Source organism: Microbispora sp. H10830 (assembly GCF_014161375.1).
GTDB lineage: Bacteria > Actinomycetota > Actinomycetes > Streptosporangiales > Streptosporangiaceae > Microbispora > Microbispora catharanthi.
This window is the reverse complement of the sequence record NZ_JABBWX010000002.1, coordinates 317527-331539: the sequence shown is the minus strand read 5'-3', so window position 1 is coordinate 331539 and position 14013 is coordinate 317527. Positions and strand designations below refer to the sequence as shown.

Below are 14013 nucleotides of genomic sequence, written 5' to 3'. Positions count from 1 at the left end.
CCGCCGCCCGCCGGTGGGTTCGTACGGCGGTCAGGGGCGGGCCGCCTCCGCCGGCCGTGTGGACGTGCGCGTGGGCCGTGCCCCGGCGGCGGGGTGGCCGGGCCACCAGAAGCGGTCGCCCAGCGACGTGACCAGCGCGGGGACGAGCACGCTGCGCACGAGGACCGTGTCGAGCAGCACGCCGAACCCGACGATCACCCCGATCTGGGTGAGCGTGATCAGCGGCAGCACGCCGAGCACGGAGAACACGGCGGCGAGCAGGACCCCGGCGCTCGTGATGACTCCGCCCGTCACCGCGAGGGCGGTGACCACCCCCTCGCGGGTGCCCTGTTCCGCCGCCTCCTCCCTGGCCCGGGTGGCGAGGAAGATGTTGTAGTCGATCCCGAGCGCCACGAGGAACAGGAAACTCAGCAGCGGGACGTCGAGGTCGAGCGCGGGGAAGCCGAACAGGTGCCGGAAGGCGAACCAGCCCGCGCCGAAGCTCGCCCCGAAGCTGGCGATCACGGTCAGCACCAGCGTCACCGCCGCGACCACCGAGCGGAGCAGGACAAGGAGGACGAGGAGCACCACTCCCAGCACGAGCGGCATGATCAGTCTCTGGTCGTGTGTGGCGGCGTCGCGTTCGTCCAGGTCGGCGGCCGCCTGCCCGCCGACGACGGCCTGCGCTCCGGGCACCGCGTGCACCGCCGCGCGCAGCGCACGGACCGCCGAGAACGCGGCCTCTGTGCCCGGCTCCGCCCGCAGCACCACGTCGGCCCGGGCCAACTCGGCGGTGCGGTCGCCGGGCGTGACCCGCACAACCCCGGGCACGCCCGAGGCGGCGGCCTCGACCTGTCCGGCCGCGGAGGCACGGGAGATCAGGACGAGCGGCTGCGCGCTTCCGGCCGGGAAGGCGCGGCTGAGCGTCTCCTGCCCCGCGATGGCCTCCACCCTCTCCCGGAACTGCTCCGTCTGCGACAGACCGACCCGCAACCCGGCGGCACCCAGGGCCAGCACGGCGAGCACCGCCACGCTCACCACGGTCATCAGCGCGGGCCGCCGCGACACCGCGCCGCCCACGCGCGCCCACACGCCGCCGCGAGCCGGATCCGGTTGCCCCTTCTGCGGAGCGAACGGCCAGAACAGCCCCCGGCCGAACAGCACGAGCGCGGCGGGAAGGACAAGCAGGGCGTAGCAGACGGCGGTCACGATGCCGATCGCCCCGGCCATGCCGATGCCGCGCACCGTCGGCGAGTCCGCGAGGGCCAGCGTCACGAGGGCGAGCGTGACCGTCGCCGAACTGGCCAGGACCGCGGGGGCCGCTGAGCGGACGGCCCGCGCCATGGCCCGGTGCCGGTCGTCTTGGAGGCGAAGCTGCTCCCGATAGCGGGCGATGAGCAGCAACGCGTAGTTGGTCCCCGCGCCGAACACCAGCACGGAGGTGATGCCGAGGGTCGAGTCGTCCACGGTCAGCCCGACCGTGCGGGTGAGTATGGCGACGATCTTCGCCGCGACCTGGTCGGCGACACCGATGACGCTGAGGGGAACCAGCCACAGCCACGGGCTGCGGTAGGTGACCAGAAGCAGGAGCGCGACGACCGACGCGGTGACCGCCAGCAGGGTGAAGTTCGCGCCGTCGAACACCCCGGCAAGGTCGACCTTGAACCCGGCCGGGCCGGTGACCTGCGCCCGCGCCCCCGCGGGCAGACCGGCCGCGGCCTCCGCACGGATCTTCCGTACGTCGTCCGTGAGATCCGCGAGCGGCAGCGAGCCGGGCAGCGGCACGCTCAGCAGCGCCACGTCGCCTTTTTCCGCGTAGACGGGCGGCGGCACCCTCCCGCCCGCCGCAAGGACGGTCAGCCGCCGCGCGTCCGCGTCGATCGACGCCCGGTCCTGCGACGACAGCCCGCCGTCACGGCTGTAGACGACCAGGGCCGGCGCGAGCTGGCCGCTCGGCAGCCGCTGTTGCAACCGGGCCACCGTGGCCGACTCCGCGCCCTTGGGCAGCGCGGCGGCGGGGTCGCTGTTCACCTTCGACGCGCCCCCGAACGCCAGGGCCAGGCCGGAGACGACGATCGCCAGGACGACCGCGAGCCACTTGCCGCGGGGGCCCGAAAGCGCCGCCGATCCACTAAGCTCTGCTCGCCTCATCCGCCATCTCTTTCCATGGTGGAATATTTCTACCGTGGAAAGACTAGGTGGGCCGGGGATGGTTCGCAACGCGGGAGGTGGTGCGTGTGGCCGAGGAGACCGTGGATCCCTTCGAGCTGATGAACCTGATGCGGCGCCTCAACGTCGAGGTCGACCGGTTCGCCGAGCAGTTCGCGGTCGGCCACGGACTGCACCGCACGGACCTCGACGCGCTCACCGTGATCATGGACGCCTCGCGCGAGGGGCGACCGCTCACCCCCGGGGCTCTGGGCGCGGCGCTCAATCTGAGCGCGCCCGCCACCAGCGCGTTGATCAACCGGCTCGAGCAGGCCGGCCATCTCACGCGGCACCGGAGCACCGGCGACCGGCGCAAGGTGGAGCTCGCCATGCACGAGCAGGCGGCGGCCCTCGCGAGCCGGTTCTTCGCGCCGCTCGGGCGGCGGATGTCGGCGGCGCTCGAAGATTTCACCCCAGAGGAGCGCCGGGTCATCGGACGCTTCCTCGGACGGGGCATCGAGGCCGTCGTCGCGGCCAGGCAGGAGACGGCCGACGACGACGCGTGACGGCGGAGCGGCCTCAGTGGATCACGGCCGACCGGGAGACCGCGCGCACCACGGGACAGGGTTCCGTCCTACCTGGCCCACAGGCGCCTCCTGGGACATCACCACGAGAGTTCGAGCACCGAGTCGAGCACCGGAGTCGAGCACCGAGGAGTCCGGCCACATCGTGGCGGCCGGCGGTCGGTCAGCGGTGGCGGCGCAGGCCCTTGCCGCCGTGGCGGTGCTTCTTCCCCCCTCCTCGGACTGCGCGGTGCTGCCGCGCCGTGTGGTCGTGGGACTTGTGCGTGCGCGGGGTGTGGGCGTGCGGAGTGTGGGCGCGCGGCTTGTCCGTCACCTGGAACTTCTGGAAGCCGAAGTCGGGCAGCGTGATCGGCTTGGAGGGGTCGTCCGAGATCGGGACGATGAACACGTCTTTCCGCACGCCGTCCTTGCTCTTCGTGTGATAGACGGCCTGCTTCGGCTCGGCGGCCTGCCCCATGAGGGGAGCGGGGCCTGCGGCGACGGGCATGGCGACGGGCATGGCCGCGGGCGCGTACCCCGGGCCGTTGTCAGGGCCGGAAGGCCCGTAGTAGGGGTTGTAGACCGCCGTGTCGGGCGGCGCCGCGATCGGCGCCGTGCCGCCCGTGGAAGGGCCCGCGGGCGGCGCGGGGTCCGCGGACGCGACCGGTCCGGCGATCAGGGTCGCGGCGAGGGCGGCGGCGGCCGAGCAGATGATCATGAGTCTCCCCCGAGGTCACGGATCGTACGAGGAAGACGGTAGGCAGCACGCCGCCGCCGATCGCGCGCCCCGTGCTCAGTGTCGGGTCAAAGCTCAGAATCTCTTGGCAGCGGGCCCCGACGATCGGCTCAGGGGAGCGGGCTCAGGTGGACGACCTTGGTGTGGGTCATCTCGTCGAGCAGCTCCGGGCCGTACCCGAAACCGTGCCCGCTGGCCCGGAGCGGCTGGGCCGCGCCGCCGGGCGCTCCGCCGAAGATCGCGTTGATCTTCACCGTGCCCACCGGCAGCTCGCGCCAGGCCCGCTGGGCGTTGGCCATCGACGGGGTGAGGACGGTGGCCGCCAGGCCGTACCTCGACTCGCGGGCCAGCTCAAGCGCCTCGTCGAACGACTCGACCACCCGCACCGCCGCGACCGGCCCGAACGTCTCCTCGCGCATGACGTCCATGTTCTCCGTGCAGTCGGCCAGGACGGTCGGCGGGTAGAAGGCCCCCGGCCCCTCGGGCACGTATCCGCCGGTAAGCAGTCGTGCCCCCGCCTCGATCGCGCCGCGTACGTGCCGGTCCACGATGTCGCGCTGGGCCCGGTCGACGAGCGGCCCGAGCGCCGTCTCCTCGTCCATGCCGGGCCCCATGCGCAGTTCCTCGGCCCGCTGCGCGAGCGCGGCGAGGAACTCCTCGGCGACGTCGCGGTGGACGTAGACGCGCTCGGCGGAAGTGCAGATCTGCCCGGCGTTGGCGAAGCAGCCGGTCGCCGCCTGTCCCGCGGCCCACTTCACGTCCACGCCCGCGTCCACGATCAGCGGGTCCTTGCCGCCGTTCTCCAGCAGGGTCTTGGCGCCGGTACGCGCGGCCACGGCGGCGATGGCCCGGCCCGCGGCGGTCGAGCCGACGTGCGCGACGAGGTCGACGCCCGGGTGCGCGGCCAGGGCCTCGCCCGGGTGGCGGTCGCCCGGCACCATGGTCAGCACCCCCGGCGGCAGCTCCGCCGCCATCAGCTCGGCGAGCAGCGCCCCGGTGTGCGGCGTGCGCTCCGACGGCTTGTGCACGACCGTGTTGCCGGTCACCACGGCCGCGCCGACGAGCCCGCAGGCGATGGCCACCGGGTCGTTCCACGGCGTGATCACCGCGACCACGCCGCGCGGCTCGTGGACCATCAGGTCGGTGGCGTCCCAGCCGCCCTGCAGGCTCCGTCCCCGGTGCAGCGGCCCCAGCTCGGCGTACTGCCGGAGCGTGCCGATCCCCGCCGCCACGCCGCCGCGGCTGTCGCCGATCGGCTTGCCCATCTCCCTGGTCACCAGCTCGGCCAGCTCGTCCCCGCGGGCCTCGATCCGGTCGGCCATCCGGTGCAGGCACGCGGCCCGCTCGGCGGGAGCCGTACGGGCCCAGCCGGGCTGGGCGCGGCGGGCCGAGTCGACCGCCCGCTCCACGTCCTCGGCGCACCCGGCGGGGAAGTCGCCCACCGGCTCCCCGGTCGCCGGGTCGGCGACCGTACGGTCCCGCTCGCTCGCGCTCGCCGTCCACGCGCCGTCGGTCAGCACCCAGCGATCCCTGTCCCGCACCCGGTTCTCCTCCCGTTACTCACACAGCCGTGGTCGCTCTCCCCGTGCTCGCTACCCCCCGGCACGTACGGTTATCACCCGGCTTCCTACACTTCCCGTATGCGACGGCTGAGCAGCACAGTGGTCGTGGTGGCCGGGGAGCGGGCCGCCGAGGTGATCTCCGGGCTCGAGGGTCTGCACAACGTGCGGGCGATCACCCGGGGAGAGCGGACCCCCGCCGAGATGACCGACGTGGTCACGCGGGCGAGCGCGACGTACGTGCTGCACGACGCCGATCCCCTGGCCGAGGTCGGCGAGGCGTGGACCGGCTTCTTCGACGGGACGACGCCGATGGGCGGCCTGGAGGTCGCCGTCGAGGCGGCGGTCGGCGCGCTGCGCGCCGAGCGGCTGGTGCTGCCCGACTACTACATCGTCCTCGACCCCGACGGCCTGACGCCCACCCGGCGCCACTGGTGGCTCGGCGTGCTCGCCGGGGCCGCGCCGACCCGGGTGGTGCCGAGCCCCGCCTCGGCCGGCGCCGTCAAGGAGACGCTGCGCGGGCTGTCCGCGGGCCGCTGGTGGCCCGCCGACGTGGAGGGGTGGCTGCGCGGCCTGCCCCGCCAGGTGCCCGACCGGGTCGGCCTCCCCGGCGCCACCGCCTGACCGGCGGCCCGGGGGCGCGCCGGGCCGATCGCCGGGCCGGTCGCCGGGCCGGTCGCTCAGAGGGCTGTGAAGTCGGCGAAGTCGAAGCCGGGTGACACGACGCAGCTCACCAGCACGCCCTCGGCCCCCGCCGGACGGGCCGCCTGCCAGGTGCCCGCCGGCACCACCGCCTGCGGGACCTGTCCGTTCTCCACATCCGGGCCCAGGACGACGACGTCCTCCCGGCCGGGCCGCTCGCCCGCGCCGCCGAGCACGAGCGTCAGCGGCCCGCCCCGATGCCACAGCCACACCTCGTCGGACCGCACGGCGTGCCAGACCGACTCCTCGCCCGGCTCGAGCAGGAAGTAGATGCCCGTCGCCGTCGCCCGCGCGCCGCCGTACCCGGGAGGCTCGACGGAAGCCGCCGCCCGCCACGTCTCGCGATACCACCCGCCCTCGGGGTGGGGCAGCAGGCCGAGAGCCTCGGCGGCCGGGGGACGCGCCTGGATCGCCACGAACGCCCCGGAGACGTCCCGGCGCAGGAAGCGGAGGGATGCGCCCGGGTCGTCCTCGTCCACCGCCACGACGGGATCCGTGCCGGGGAAGGCCGCGGCGGCGATCCGCAGCGCCTCCTCGTCGTCGCGGGCGGACAGCCCGGGACCGCCGGGATAGGCGTCCAGCGTCATCAGCAGCACGCGGCCGATCGTACGGCAGGGCGGCGCGGCGGGTCCGCGGGCCTGGCGGGGCCGTCTAAACCGGCGTTACTTGATCGTTACGGAATCGGCCGCACAAAACAGCGGTTTCGCACGTTCCAAGTCAGTGCAATTCCCTGTGAAACACCCCCAATGAGGAGTAGACCGTGAATACCCTCCGGCGGGCGGCCCACGTCACACTGACCGTCGCCGCCATCGCCGTCGCTACGGCCTGCTCGGCGGGAGGCACAACCACTCCCGCCGCATCAGTCACTGGTGCGGCCGGTACGGCCACTCAGGCTCCGGCCACTCAGGCCCCGGACGCCAAGGCGGCGGCACTCGCCCCGCGCGCGGCGTCCCAGACGGCACGCAAGGCGGGAAAGCCGAAGCTCGGCATCGCCGACATCACGCCCATGGGCGAGAAGGTCGAGCGGGTCGGCGTCGGTTTCCCGATCATCGTCACCTTCGACCGCGCGGTGCGCGACAGGGCGGCCGCGGAAGCGGTGCTGCAGGTCCAGGCGGAGAAGCCCGCCGAGGGCGCCTGGCGCTGGGTCTCCGACCGCAAGGTCGTCTACCGCACCAAGACCTACTGGAAGCCGCACCAGAAGGTCCTGTTCACCGCCGGGCTGAGCCAGATCCCCGGCAACGAGGCCGCCAAGGACGTCTCGCGCCGCTTCGCCGTCGGCACCGCCAACATCTCGGTGGTCGACACCAGGAAGCACGTGATGAAGGTGCGCCGCGACGGGAAGCTGGCCAAGACCATCCCGATCAGCGCGGGCCGCGGCGGCCTGCCGCGGGGCGGCGTCGACGTCTACCTCACGACCACCGGCGTGCACCTCGCGATGGGCAAGAAGCGGGTCGAGACGATGACCTCGTCCTGGCTCGGCGTCACCGACCCCAAGGACCCGCTCTACTACAAGCTGGAGATCCCCTGGGCGGTCCGGATCTCCGACAGCGGCGAGTACGTCCACCAGAGCGCGGGCGACTACCAGTTCCTGGGCAAGTCGAACCAGAGCCACGGCTGCGTGCGCGCCACACCCGCGGGCGCCAAGTGGTTCTACGGCATCAGCCAGCGCGGCGACGTCATCGAGGTCGCCGGCACCAAGCGCAAGCTCGACTGGCGCAACGGCTGGAGCTACTGGCAGCTGAACTGGAACCAGTGGAAGCGCGGCAGCGCGCTGCCCGCCGGCTCGGCGTCGGCCTCAGCGTCGCCCTCGGCCTCTCCGTCCGCCGACCAGGACGCCCTGCAGGGATAGGCCCTCCGTTTCCCACGGCGCTCCCGCCCCCGGTCCGTACGGCCCAGGGTGGGAGCGCCGCCTGCTTTCCGGCGCCTTTCGAGCCTCAGGTCGTGAGGGTTCTCCAGGACTCCACGGTCGCCTCCGCGATGCTCTCTACACGGCGGCCGTACGCCGGATATCCGTCCGAAACGAGGCTGCCGTCCTTGAACGGCAACCCGCAGAAGCCGGCGCGGAAGGGCTCGGGGGATCCGCCCCGCGGCAGCGGCGCATACTCCGCGAGCGGGGCCATGTCGTAGCCCGACCGCGCCCCGTGCCTGTTGCGCGCCACCTGATGCGCCGCCACGCGGAGCAGCGCGTCGAGGCCCTTGTCCAGATAGAGCTGCAGCATGCGGAACTGACCGTCGAGGTACTTGTCGTGGGCCCTGGCGGGGTGCTGCAGGAGATACGCGCAGACCACGGGTGTGTGCCACCTGTACATCTCAGGATCGGCCTGCTCTTCGGCCAGGATCGCGTGGTAGTAGTCCACGCACTCGCCCAGCGGACCGGCGGGCGCGCCGCACTCGCACCGACCCGTACCGGAGCTGTCCGTCATGCCCGCACCCTAGGCAGCCGGCGACAGCCGTGTCGACGGCATTTCGCGCAACTCAGAGAGCACTGCTCTTGACATGCCCCGCGGCAAAGAGAGAGCATTGCTCTCGTTGCAGAGCACTACTCTCTTGGAGATGTCATGTCGCTGCTCTATTCCGGTCCGTCCCTGGCCGTCCTGCACGACGAGTACGCCGCGCGGGGACGCGTCGACCCCGACGCCCAGCTGACCTCCTCGTCCCGGCTGGTCGTGGACGTGCCCGTGGACCGGGTCTGGGCGGTCATGGCCGACCTGCGGACGTGGCCGTCGTGGGCCTCCGGCATCCGGATCCTCGAACTCGGCGACGTACGCCCCGGCGCGTCCTTCCGGTGGCGCCTGAACGGCGTGCCCCTGCGGTCGCGGTTCGCGGTGGTCGACCCTCAGCGGGAACTCACCTGGACGGGCACCTTCCTCGGCCGCTACCGGGCGGTGGACCGGCACGTCCTGGAGCCGCTGGAGGGCGGGCGCACGAGGATCACCGTGGAAGAGTCGCTCGCCGGTCCGCTGCTGCCGCTCTTCTACCGGGAGTCCATGCTCCGGGCCAACCACGAGCGGTGGCTCGAGAATCTCGCCCGCGCCGCCGCCTGAGCCGTCCCGCCTCGCCGCCGGTCCGGGGAGCGGGGGAGTGAGCCTCCCGGAAAGACCGGCGTGAAAGCGATCGGGCCCTGCGGCGGAGTAGAGGTGATGACCCACAGAAGGGACGCCTCGCGAATGCCCGCTCCCCCGGAAGCTCCGGCGGATCTCGACGACGCCGTGCTCATCGAGCGGTCGTGGCATCGGCCGGAGCTGTTCGCTGCGCTTTACGAGCGCTATTTCGGCGAGATCCACCGTTATGCGGCGGCGCGGCTCGGCACGCAGGTCGCCGACGACCTCGCCGCCGAGACCTTCCTCGTCGCGTTCCGCAAGCGCGACGGCTTCGACCCCGCCCGCGGCTCCGTACGGCCCTGGTTGTACGGCATCGCCACAAATCTCGTCGCCCAGCACCGCAGGAGCGAGAGCCGGAGGCTGGAGGCGTTCCAGCGGGCGCCGGTGGACCGCGGAGCGGTGTCCGGCCACGAGGACCGGGTGGCGGCGCGGGTCACCGCCGCGAGCGCACAGGGGCCGCTGGCAGCGGGGATCGCCGGGCTGTCCGACGGCGATCGGGACGTCCTTCTCCTGGTGGCGATCGCCGGACTGAGCCATGAGGAGATCTCCCAGACCCTCGGCATCCCCGCGGGCACCGTCGGTTCGCGGCTCAGCCGGGTGCGCCGGAAGCTTCGCGGGGCTCTGGGAGGCGTCAACCCCCTGATCGGAGGCACCGATGGATGACCTGACCCGCCGGACGGGCTCCCCCCGGACCTCCGAACCCGACGAACTGGCCGCCGTCCGCGACCTCCTCGTCGAGCCCGCACCCACCGCCGCGGCCTTCGACGCGGGCCGCGCCCGGCTGATGGCCGCGCTGGCCCTCGCCGCCCAGGACGGTCCGTACGCGCTGGACGATCCGTACGCGCTGGACGGCGACCCGCGCGGGGACGGAGCGGGTCCCGGGCCGGATCACGGCCCGTCGGAGCAGGAGCCGGCGCGCTTCGGGAGGGGCCTGCGACAGTCCCGGGCGAGGGGCGTGCGCCGCTCCCCCGAGACCCGCTCCCCCGAGACCCGCTTCCCCGGGCACCGCTTCACCGGGCGGCGGGTCACCGTGGGAGCACTGCTGGCGGGGGCGGCCGCTGCGGCCGCCCTGATCGTCACCACGGCCGTCGCACCTGAAGGCCGGGTGGTGCTCACTCCCGCCCCTGAAGCATCGGCGGGAACGCCGGTCGCCGAAACCATGGGCGGTGCGGCGAACGCCCGCCAGATCCTGCTCGCCGCCGCCTCCGCCACGGCCAGGACATCCGACGAGCCCGGCGCCTACTGGCGCATGAAGACGACCTACATACAGCGGTTCCTCTCGCCCGATCGTCGCTACCTGCTCCAGCGGGGGCTGTCCGAGGAGATGTGGCTGGCCCGCGACCCCGCCCGGCCGAGCTGGAGGATCACGCGGCCTCTCGGTGTGAAGCCGGCGACCCCCGAGGACGAGGCGGCGTGGCGCGACGCGGGTTCGCCCCGCGAATGGCGCTATCCGCACGACGTCGAGGGCCTCGGCGACGTCGGCCCGGGGGACGAGGTCCGTGCCGCGCCGGAGGAGCCCATTGGGTCACGGCTTGCCGGTGGGTGGATCGGTTCACCCGGTCTCCTGGCCAAGCAGCGGCTCACCTGGGCCGAGCTGGACCGCGTTCCCAGCGGCACGCAGAAGCTCAGGGACTACCTGAAGGCACGGATCAGCCGGCAGACGAAGAAGTACCACGCGCTCGACCCGCGGCGGGAGATGGACAGCCGGCTGCAGGGAGCCTGCACGGAGATCCTCAGTGGGCTGCCCGTCTCTCCCGAGGTGCGGGCGTCGGCGTACCGGATTCTGGCCGAGCTGCCCGGCATCACCGCCGTGGGAGAGGTCACCGACGCGCTGGGCCGTACCGGCCAGGGCCTCACCTACCGGGCGGGCGAGGAGGGCACCGACGTCACGATGGTGGTCGACCCCGGCAGCGGGCTGTTCCTGTCGAGGGAGACCCGCAGCGCGGGCGTGGACGCCGGTGGCCGGACGGTGACCGTCGGCACCTTCGTCGCGTACGACGACAGCAGCTGGAGCGACGAGGAGCCCGACCTGCCGGCGCGGCACGACTGACCCGCGCCCCGGCCCGCAGACGAAACGTAGATATACCGAAAAAGCCGAAATTCGGTTCTTCGGATAATTTCACATGCCCAGAGGGGCTGTGGAAAAAGTCGACGGGCGATGCCGGGCGATGCTTTGATGAGCAGTAGCGAAACAAACGCCGGTCAAAGGGCAAAAACATGCTTAAGATGCTTCTCCAGCAAATGGCGGCACTGCTCGACGCCGACGACGACCTGCACCTGGGCGACGACGCACACGCCCTCGACCAGAATGACGACGCGGACGAAACGGAAGATCTGGACGACGACTTCTGACGTTTCCCCTGAAATCCCCCCACAATCTAGAAAGCCCCCAAATGACGTTCACGCTTCATGACGTACGCTCTCGGACATATAAGGCGCGCGACGCCTGGTGGACCGTTTTCCTGGTGGATCCCCTGGCGGGCCGGCTGGTGGTGACGACCGCCAACCGCACGTCCATCACCCCCAACCAGATCACCTGGGGCGCTTTCGTGCTCGGCCTCGGCTCGGCCTGGTGCTTCCTTCAGGCCGAGTGGCCGTGGCTGGCCGCCGGGGCCGCCGTCTACCACGTGAGCTTCGTTCTCGACTGCATGGACGGGAAGATCGCGCGCCTCAAGGGAACGGGGACGGTCCTCGGCGGCTGGCTCGACTACGTGTTCGACCGGATCCGGGTGCTGGCCTGCACCGCCGCGCTCATGTGGGGGCAGTACCGCGCGACGGGGCAGGAGGTCTACCTGCTTCTCGGCATCGCAGTGGTGTTCCTCGACATGCTGCGCTACGTCGACGCCCTGCAGATCGCGAAGGTCCGGCGCCAGATGCGCCGCACACTACGGCACACCTACGAACAGTCGGTGTCCGGTGATCCGGCCGCGCTGCCGGCGTCCCTGTTACACGAGGACCTTGACACCGACCCCGACGAGATCAGGGTCCGCCTGACGCAGGCCGTGGACCTGCAACAGGAGTTCCGCAGCCGCTTCTCCTGGTACCCCGGCATGCGCGAGTGGCTGCGCGAGCACCGGATCCGCACACACCTGGTCAGCGGCATCGAGTTCCAGATGGCGGTGTTCATCGTCGGCCCGCTGCTCGGCGCGGTCATCCCGGTCACGATCGGCGCGGCCGCCCTGCTGCTCCTCTTCGAGGCCCTCATCATGTACAAGCTCCTGCTGTCGTCGCGTGATCTGAACCGCGCGCTGGCCGCGATCCGCACGTCCGCCGAAACGTCCGCCTCCGGGACGCCCGCCGGTTGAGCGTCCTCACCGCTGACCGCACGGATAGAGGTGCCGCCGCGAGGGGTAGCGGTGGGACATGACCGAACGCGAGGAGCCCGCCGGCCTGCCCGATCCCAGCCACCGCCGCCCCGAGGGGCTGGACGACGTCACCGTCGACGCGCTGGGCAGGCTCAGCAAGGCGCTGGAGACGATCCACCGGGTCAGAGGCCACCTGTACTCCTTCCACCAGCTCACGGGGACGGCGGACTTCGAGCTGGACAACGCCGTACGGCTGCTGCGGCAGGCCGGGCACGACAAGTGGGCCGACCGGATCGAACGCGAGCTGATCGGCCGCAACGTCATCCAGGGCCGCTGGACCTTCCAGATCGTCGAGGAGTACGACGACGGCTACTACGCGACCTTCCAAGAGCTGGAACGCCAGGCCCGCAACGAACTGGCCGGAGGGCGCCGCCACCTCTACGAGGCCGAGCTGAAGCAGCAGCGGCGCACACCCGGGCAGCCCGGCCACGAGCCCACACCCTGAGACCCGGATTCCGGTCCGGTAGTCCACGAACGGTCACCGTGGACACCCCACTGGTCAGTGATCGTCGCGTCCGCCGAGGAGGTGCACCCGTCCCCACACGCCGAGCGGCGCCAGCGCCTCGTTCAGCGTGACGCCGAGCGGGGTCAGCGAGTATTCGACGTGCGGCGGCACCTCGTCGTACACCTCGCGGTGCACGATGCCGTCGGCCTCCATCTCGCGCAGGTGCGAGGCGAGCACCTTCTCGGTCACGCCCGGGAGCATCCTGCGCAGCTCCCCGAAACGGCATGGGCGTTCGTTCAGTGCCCAGAGGATCGAGCTCTTCCACTTGCCGCCGATCACCTCCGTCGCCGCGTCGATCCCGCATTCGGCCGCTCCCGGACGCCGCGCGGTCCGCATGGTCCATCCCCTCCTCGCTGCTCGCTCACCCCGCGGTAAGCACCCACTTCGAAGTGCGTACTTGATCGTCTCTGGGCTCGTGACCAGCCTAATCGGCATGACCCACAACACTGAGAAGTCTCCGCTGTCCCTGCTCGGGCTGGGCGCGATGGGCGGCGCGCTCGCCCGCGCCTGGCTCGCCGCCGGGCATCCGCTGACCGTCTGGAACCGCACCGCCGGCCGGGCCGAGGCCCTCGCCCGCGAGGGGGCGCGCGTCGCCGCGACCGCCGCCGAGGCCGTGGCCGCGAGCGACCTGGTGGTCGTCTGCCTGCTGGACCACGCCTCTGTGGACGACGCCCTCGCCGTCGCCGACCTGTCCGGCAAGGACCTGGTCGACCTCACCACCGGCACTCCGGAGGAGGCCCGCGCCCGCGCCCGGTGGGCCGAGGAGCGCGGCGCCCGGTTCCTCGACGGCGGCGTCATGGCGGTCCCGCCCATGATCGGGGTGCCCGGCTCCGGGGCGTACGTCTTCTACAGCGGCTCCCCGGCGGTGTTCGAGGCCCACGCGGGCACGCTGGCCGTACCCGCCGCCACCGTCTACACCGGCGAGGACCCCGGGCTCGCCGCCCTCCACGACGTGGCACTGCTCAGCGCGATGACGGGCATGTTCGCGGGGGTGGCGCACGCCTTCGCGCTCGTCCGGGAGGAGATCCCCCCCAAGGGCTTCGCCGATCTCGTCGTGGGCTGGCTGAGGGCGATGACCCCGTACGCGTACGGGATGGCCGAGCATCTGGACAGCGGCGACTACACGAAGAACGTCACGTCCAACCTCGCGATGATGGTGCGGGGCAACGCGACCCTGCTGCGTACGGCCGAGGAGCAGAAGGTCAGCCCCGAACTGCTCACGCCCTTCACGACCCTCATGGAGCGGCGGCTCGCGGACGGCCACGCCGGCGAGGGCACCACGGGGGTGATCGACCTGCTGCGGGTGCCCTGATCCGTCTCCTGGCCCATCCCCTGGCCCTGGCCGCCCACGCGGG

At 72.3% G+C, this 14013-nt stretch carries 16 protein-coding genes; 10 read left to right on the top strand and 6 right to left on the bottom strand.

The features are described 5' to 3' along the window. Positions 1-30 precede the first annotated feature (30 nt). Positions 31-2130, bottom strand: coding sequence for an MMPL family transporter (locus HHX35_RS06360; protein ID WP_182897957.1), 2100 nt, complete (start codon positions 2128-2130; stop codon positions 31-33). 86 nt (positions 2131-2216) lie between these two features. On the opposite strand from HHX35_RS06360, the gene HHX35_RS06355 reads away from it, so the two are divergent. Next, a complete protein-coding gene (locus HHX35_RS06355) occupies positions 2217-2693 on the top strand; it encodes a MarR family winged helix-turn-helix transcriptional regulator (protein WP_220505094.1) in 477 nt (158 codons plus the stop codon). Between the two features lie 181 nt (positions 2694-2874). On the opposite strand, the gene HHX35_RS06350 is transcribed toward HHX35_RS06355, so the two are convergent. Together HHX35_RS06350 and HHX35_RS06345 are read right to left on the bottom strand one after the other, a co-directional pair. Further along, positions 2875-3408 (bottom strand): hypothetical protein, encoded by a 534-nt coding sequence (locus tag HHX35_RS06350; protein WP_182897956.1) that lies wholly within the window; start codon positions 3406-3408, stop codon positions 2875-2877. A 128-nt stretch (positions 3409-3536) separates the two neighbouring features. After that, positions 3537-4967 carry an aldehyde dehydrogenase gene (locus HHX35_RS06345; RefSeq protein ID WP_220505093.1) on the bottom strand — a complete coding sequence of 477 codons (1431 nt, stop codon included), beginning with the start codon at positions 4965-4967 and terminating at the stop codon, positions 3537-3539. A gap of 99 nt (positions 4968-5066) precedes the next feature. On the opposite strand from HHX35_RS06345, the gene HHX35_RS06340 reads away from it, so the two are divergent. Further along, positions 5067-5609: a hypothetical protein gene (locus HHX35_RS06340; RefSeq protein ID WP_182897955.1), complete on the top strand. Its 543-nt coding sequence runs from the start codon at positions 5067-5069 to the stop codon at positions 5607-5609. Positions 5610-5665: 56 nt separating this feature from the next. Here the strand turns inward: HHX35_RS06340 and HHX35_RS06335 are convergent, their stop codons facing one another. Beyond that, a complete protein-coding gene (locus HHX35_RS06335) occupies positions 5666-6274 on the bottom strand; it encodes a cupin domain-containing protein (RefSeq protein WP_182898407.1) in 609 nt (202 codons plus the stop codon). A 173-nt stretch (positions 6275-6447) separates the two neighbouring features. Here HHX35_RS06335 and HHX35_RS06330 point away from each other — a divergent pair, with 173 nt between their 5' ends. Then, positions 6448-7536: a L,D-transpeptidase gene (locus tag HHX35_RS06330; RefSeq protein ID WP_182897954.1), complete on the top strand. Its 1089-nt coding sequence runs from the start codon at positions 6448-6450 to the stop codon at positions 7534-7536. A gap of 85 nt (positions 7537-7621) precedes the next feature. Here the strand turns inward: HHX35_RS06330 and HHX35_RS06325 are convergent, their stop codons facing one another. Next, positions 7622-8110 (bottom strand): DUF5946 family protein, encoded by a 489-nt coding sequence (locus tag HHX35_RS06325; RefSeq protein WP_182897953.1) that lies wholly within the window; start codon positions 8108-8110, stop codon positions 7622-7624. A gap of 135 nt (positions 8111-8245) precedes the next feature. Here HHX35_RS06325 and HHX35_RS06320 point away from each other — a divergent pair, with 135 nt between their 5' ends. From HHX35_RS06320 to HHX35_RS06300, 6 genes are all read left to right on the top strand, one after another. Beyond that, the gene (locus HHX35_RS06320; protein ID WP_182897952.1) at positions 8246-8731 is read left to right on the top strand and encodes an SRPBCC domain-containing protein; all 486 of its coding nucleotides are present in this window, start codon (positions 8246-8248) and stop codon (positions 8729-8731) included. A gap of 96 nt (positions 8732-8827) precedes the next feature. Next, positions 8828-9451: an RNA polymerase sigma factor gene (locus HHX35_RS06315; protein ID WP_259404823.1), complete on the top strand. Its 624-nt coding sequence runs from the start codon at positions 8828-8830 to the stop codon at positions 9449-9451. Further along, positions 9444-10838: a CU044_5270 family protein gene (locus tag HHX35_RS06310; protein ID WP_182897951.1), complete on the top strand. Its 1395-nt coding sequence runs from the start codon at positions 9444-9446 to the stop codon at positions 10836-10838. Before HHX35_RS06315 ends, HHX35_RS06310 begins: the two co-directional genes overlap by 8 nt. 176 nt (positions 10839-11014) lie before the next feature. Further along, complete coding sequence (locus tag HHX35_RS43200; protein ID WP_259404822.1) at positions 11015-11140, top strand: hypothetical protein; 126 nt, start codon at positions 11015-11017, stop codon at positions 11138-11140. A gap of 113 nt (positions 11141-11253) precedes the next feature. After that, the gene (locus HHX35_RS06305) at positions 11254-12093 is read left to right on the top strand and encodes a CDP-alcohol phosphatidyltransferase family protein (protein ID WP_310738916.1); all 840 of its coding nucleotides are present in this window, start codon (positions 11254-11256) and stop codon (positions 12091-12093) included. Positions 12094-12151: 58 nt separating this feature from the next. Then, the gene (locus HHX35_RS06300) at positions 12152-12598 is read left to right on the top strand and encodes a hypothetical protein (RefSeq protein WP_182897949.1); all 447 of its coding nucleotides are present in this window, start codon (positions 12152-12154) and stop codon (positions 12596-12598) included. Between the two features lie 54 nt (positions 12599-12652). Here the strand turns inward: HHX35_RS06300 and HHX35_RS06295 are convergent, their stop codons facing one another. After that, positions 12653-12994: a helix-turn-helix domain-containing protein gene (locus HHX35_RS06295; RefSeq protein ID WP_182897948.1), complete on the bottom strand. Its 342-nt coding sequence runs from the start codon at positions 12992-12994 to the stop codon at positions 12653-12655. A gap of 97 nt (positions 12995-13091) precedes the next feature. On the opposite strand from HHX35_RS06295, the gene HHX35_RS06290 reads away from it, so the two are divergent. Then, the gene (locus HHX35_RS06290; protein ID WP_182897947.1) at positions 13092-13970 is read left to right on the top strand and encodes an NAD(P)-dependent oxidoreductase; all 879 of its coding nucleotides are present in this window, start codon (positions 13092-13094) and stop codon (positions 13968-13970) included. Positions 13971-14013 lie beyond the last annotated feature (43 nt).

Coding starts and splice junctions, on each gene's coding strand:
- HHX35_RS06350 (WP_182897956.1), bottom strand. CDS start 3,408: ATGATCATCTGCTCGGCCGCCGCCGCCCTCGCCGCGACCCTGATCGCC.
- HHX35_RS06310 (WP_182897951.1), top strand. CDS start 9,444: ATGGATGACCTGACCCGCCGGACGGGCTCCCCCCGGACCTCCGAACCC.
- HHX35_RS06295 (WP_182897948.1), bottom strand. CDS start 12,994: ATGCGGACCGCGCGGCGTCCGGGAGCGGCCGAATGCGGGATCGACGCG.
- HHX35_RS06300 (WP_182897949.1), top strand. CDS start 12,152: ATGACCGAACGCGAGGAGCCCGCCGGCCTGCCCGATCCCAGCCACCGC.
- HHX35_RS06290 (WP_182897947.1), top strand. CDS start 13,092: ATGACCCACAACACTGAGAAGTCTCCGCTGTCCCTGCTCGGGCTGGGC.
- HHX35_RS06360 (WP_182897957.1), bottom strand. CDS start 2,130: ATGAGGCGAGCAGAGCTTAGTGGATCGGCGGCGCTTTCGGGCCCCCGC.
- HHX35_RS43200 (WP_259404822.1), top strand. CDS start 11,015: ATGCTTCTCCAGCAAATGGCGGCACTGCTCGACGCCGACGACGACCTG.
- HHX35_RS06325 (WP_182897953.1), bottom strand. CDS start 8,110: ATGACGGACAGCTCCGGTACGGGTCGGTGCGAGTGCGGCGCGCCCGCC.
- HHX35_RS06340 (WP_182897955.1), top strand. CDS start 5,067: ATGCGACGGCTGAGCAGCACAGTGGTCGTGGTGGCCGGGGAGCGGGCC.
- HHX35_RS06320 (WP_182897952.1), top strand. CDS start 8,246: ATGTCGCTGCTCTATTCCGGTCCGTCCCTGGCCGTCCTGCACGACGAG.
- HHX35_RS06335 (WP_182898407.1), bottom strand. CDS start 6,274: ATGACGCTGGACGCCTATCCCGGCGGTCCCGGGCTGTCCGCCCGCGAC.
- HHX35_RS06315 (WP_259404823.1), top strand. CDS start 8,828: ATGACCCACAGAAGGGACGCCTCGCGAATGCCCGCTCCCCCGGAAGCT.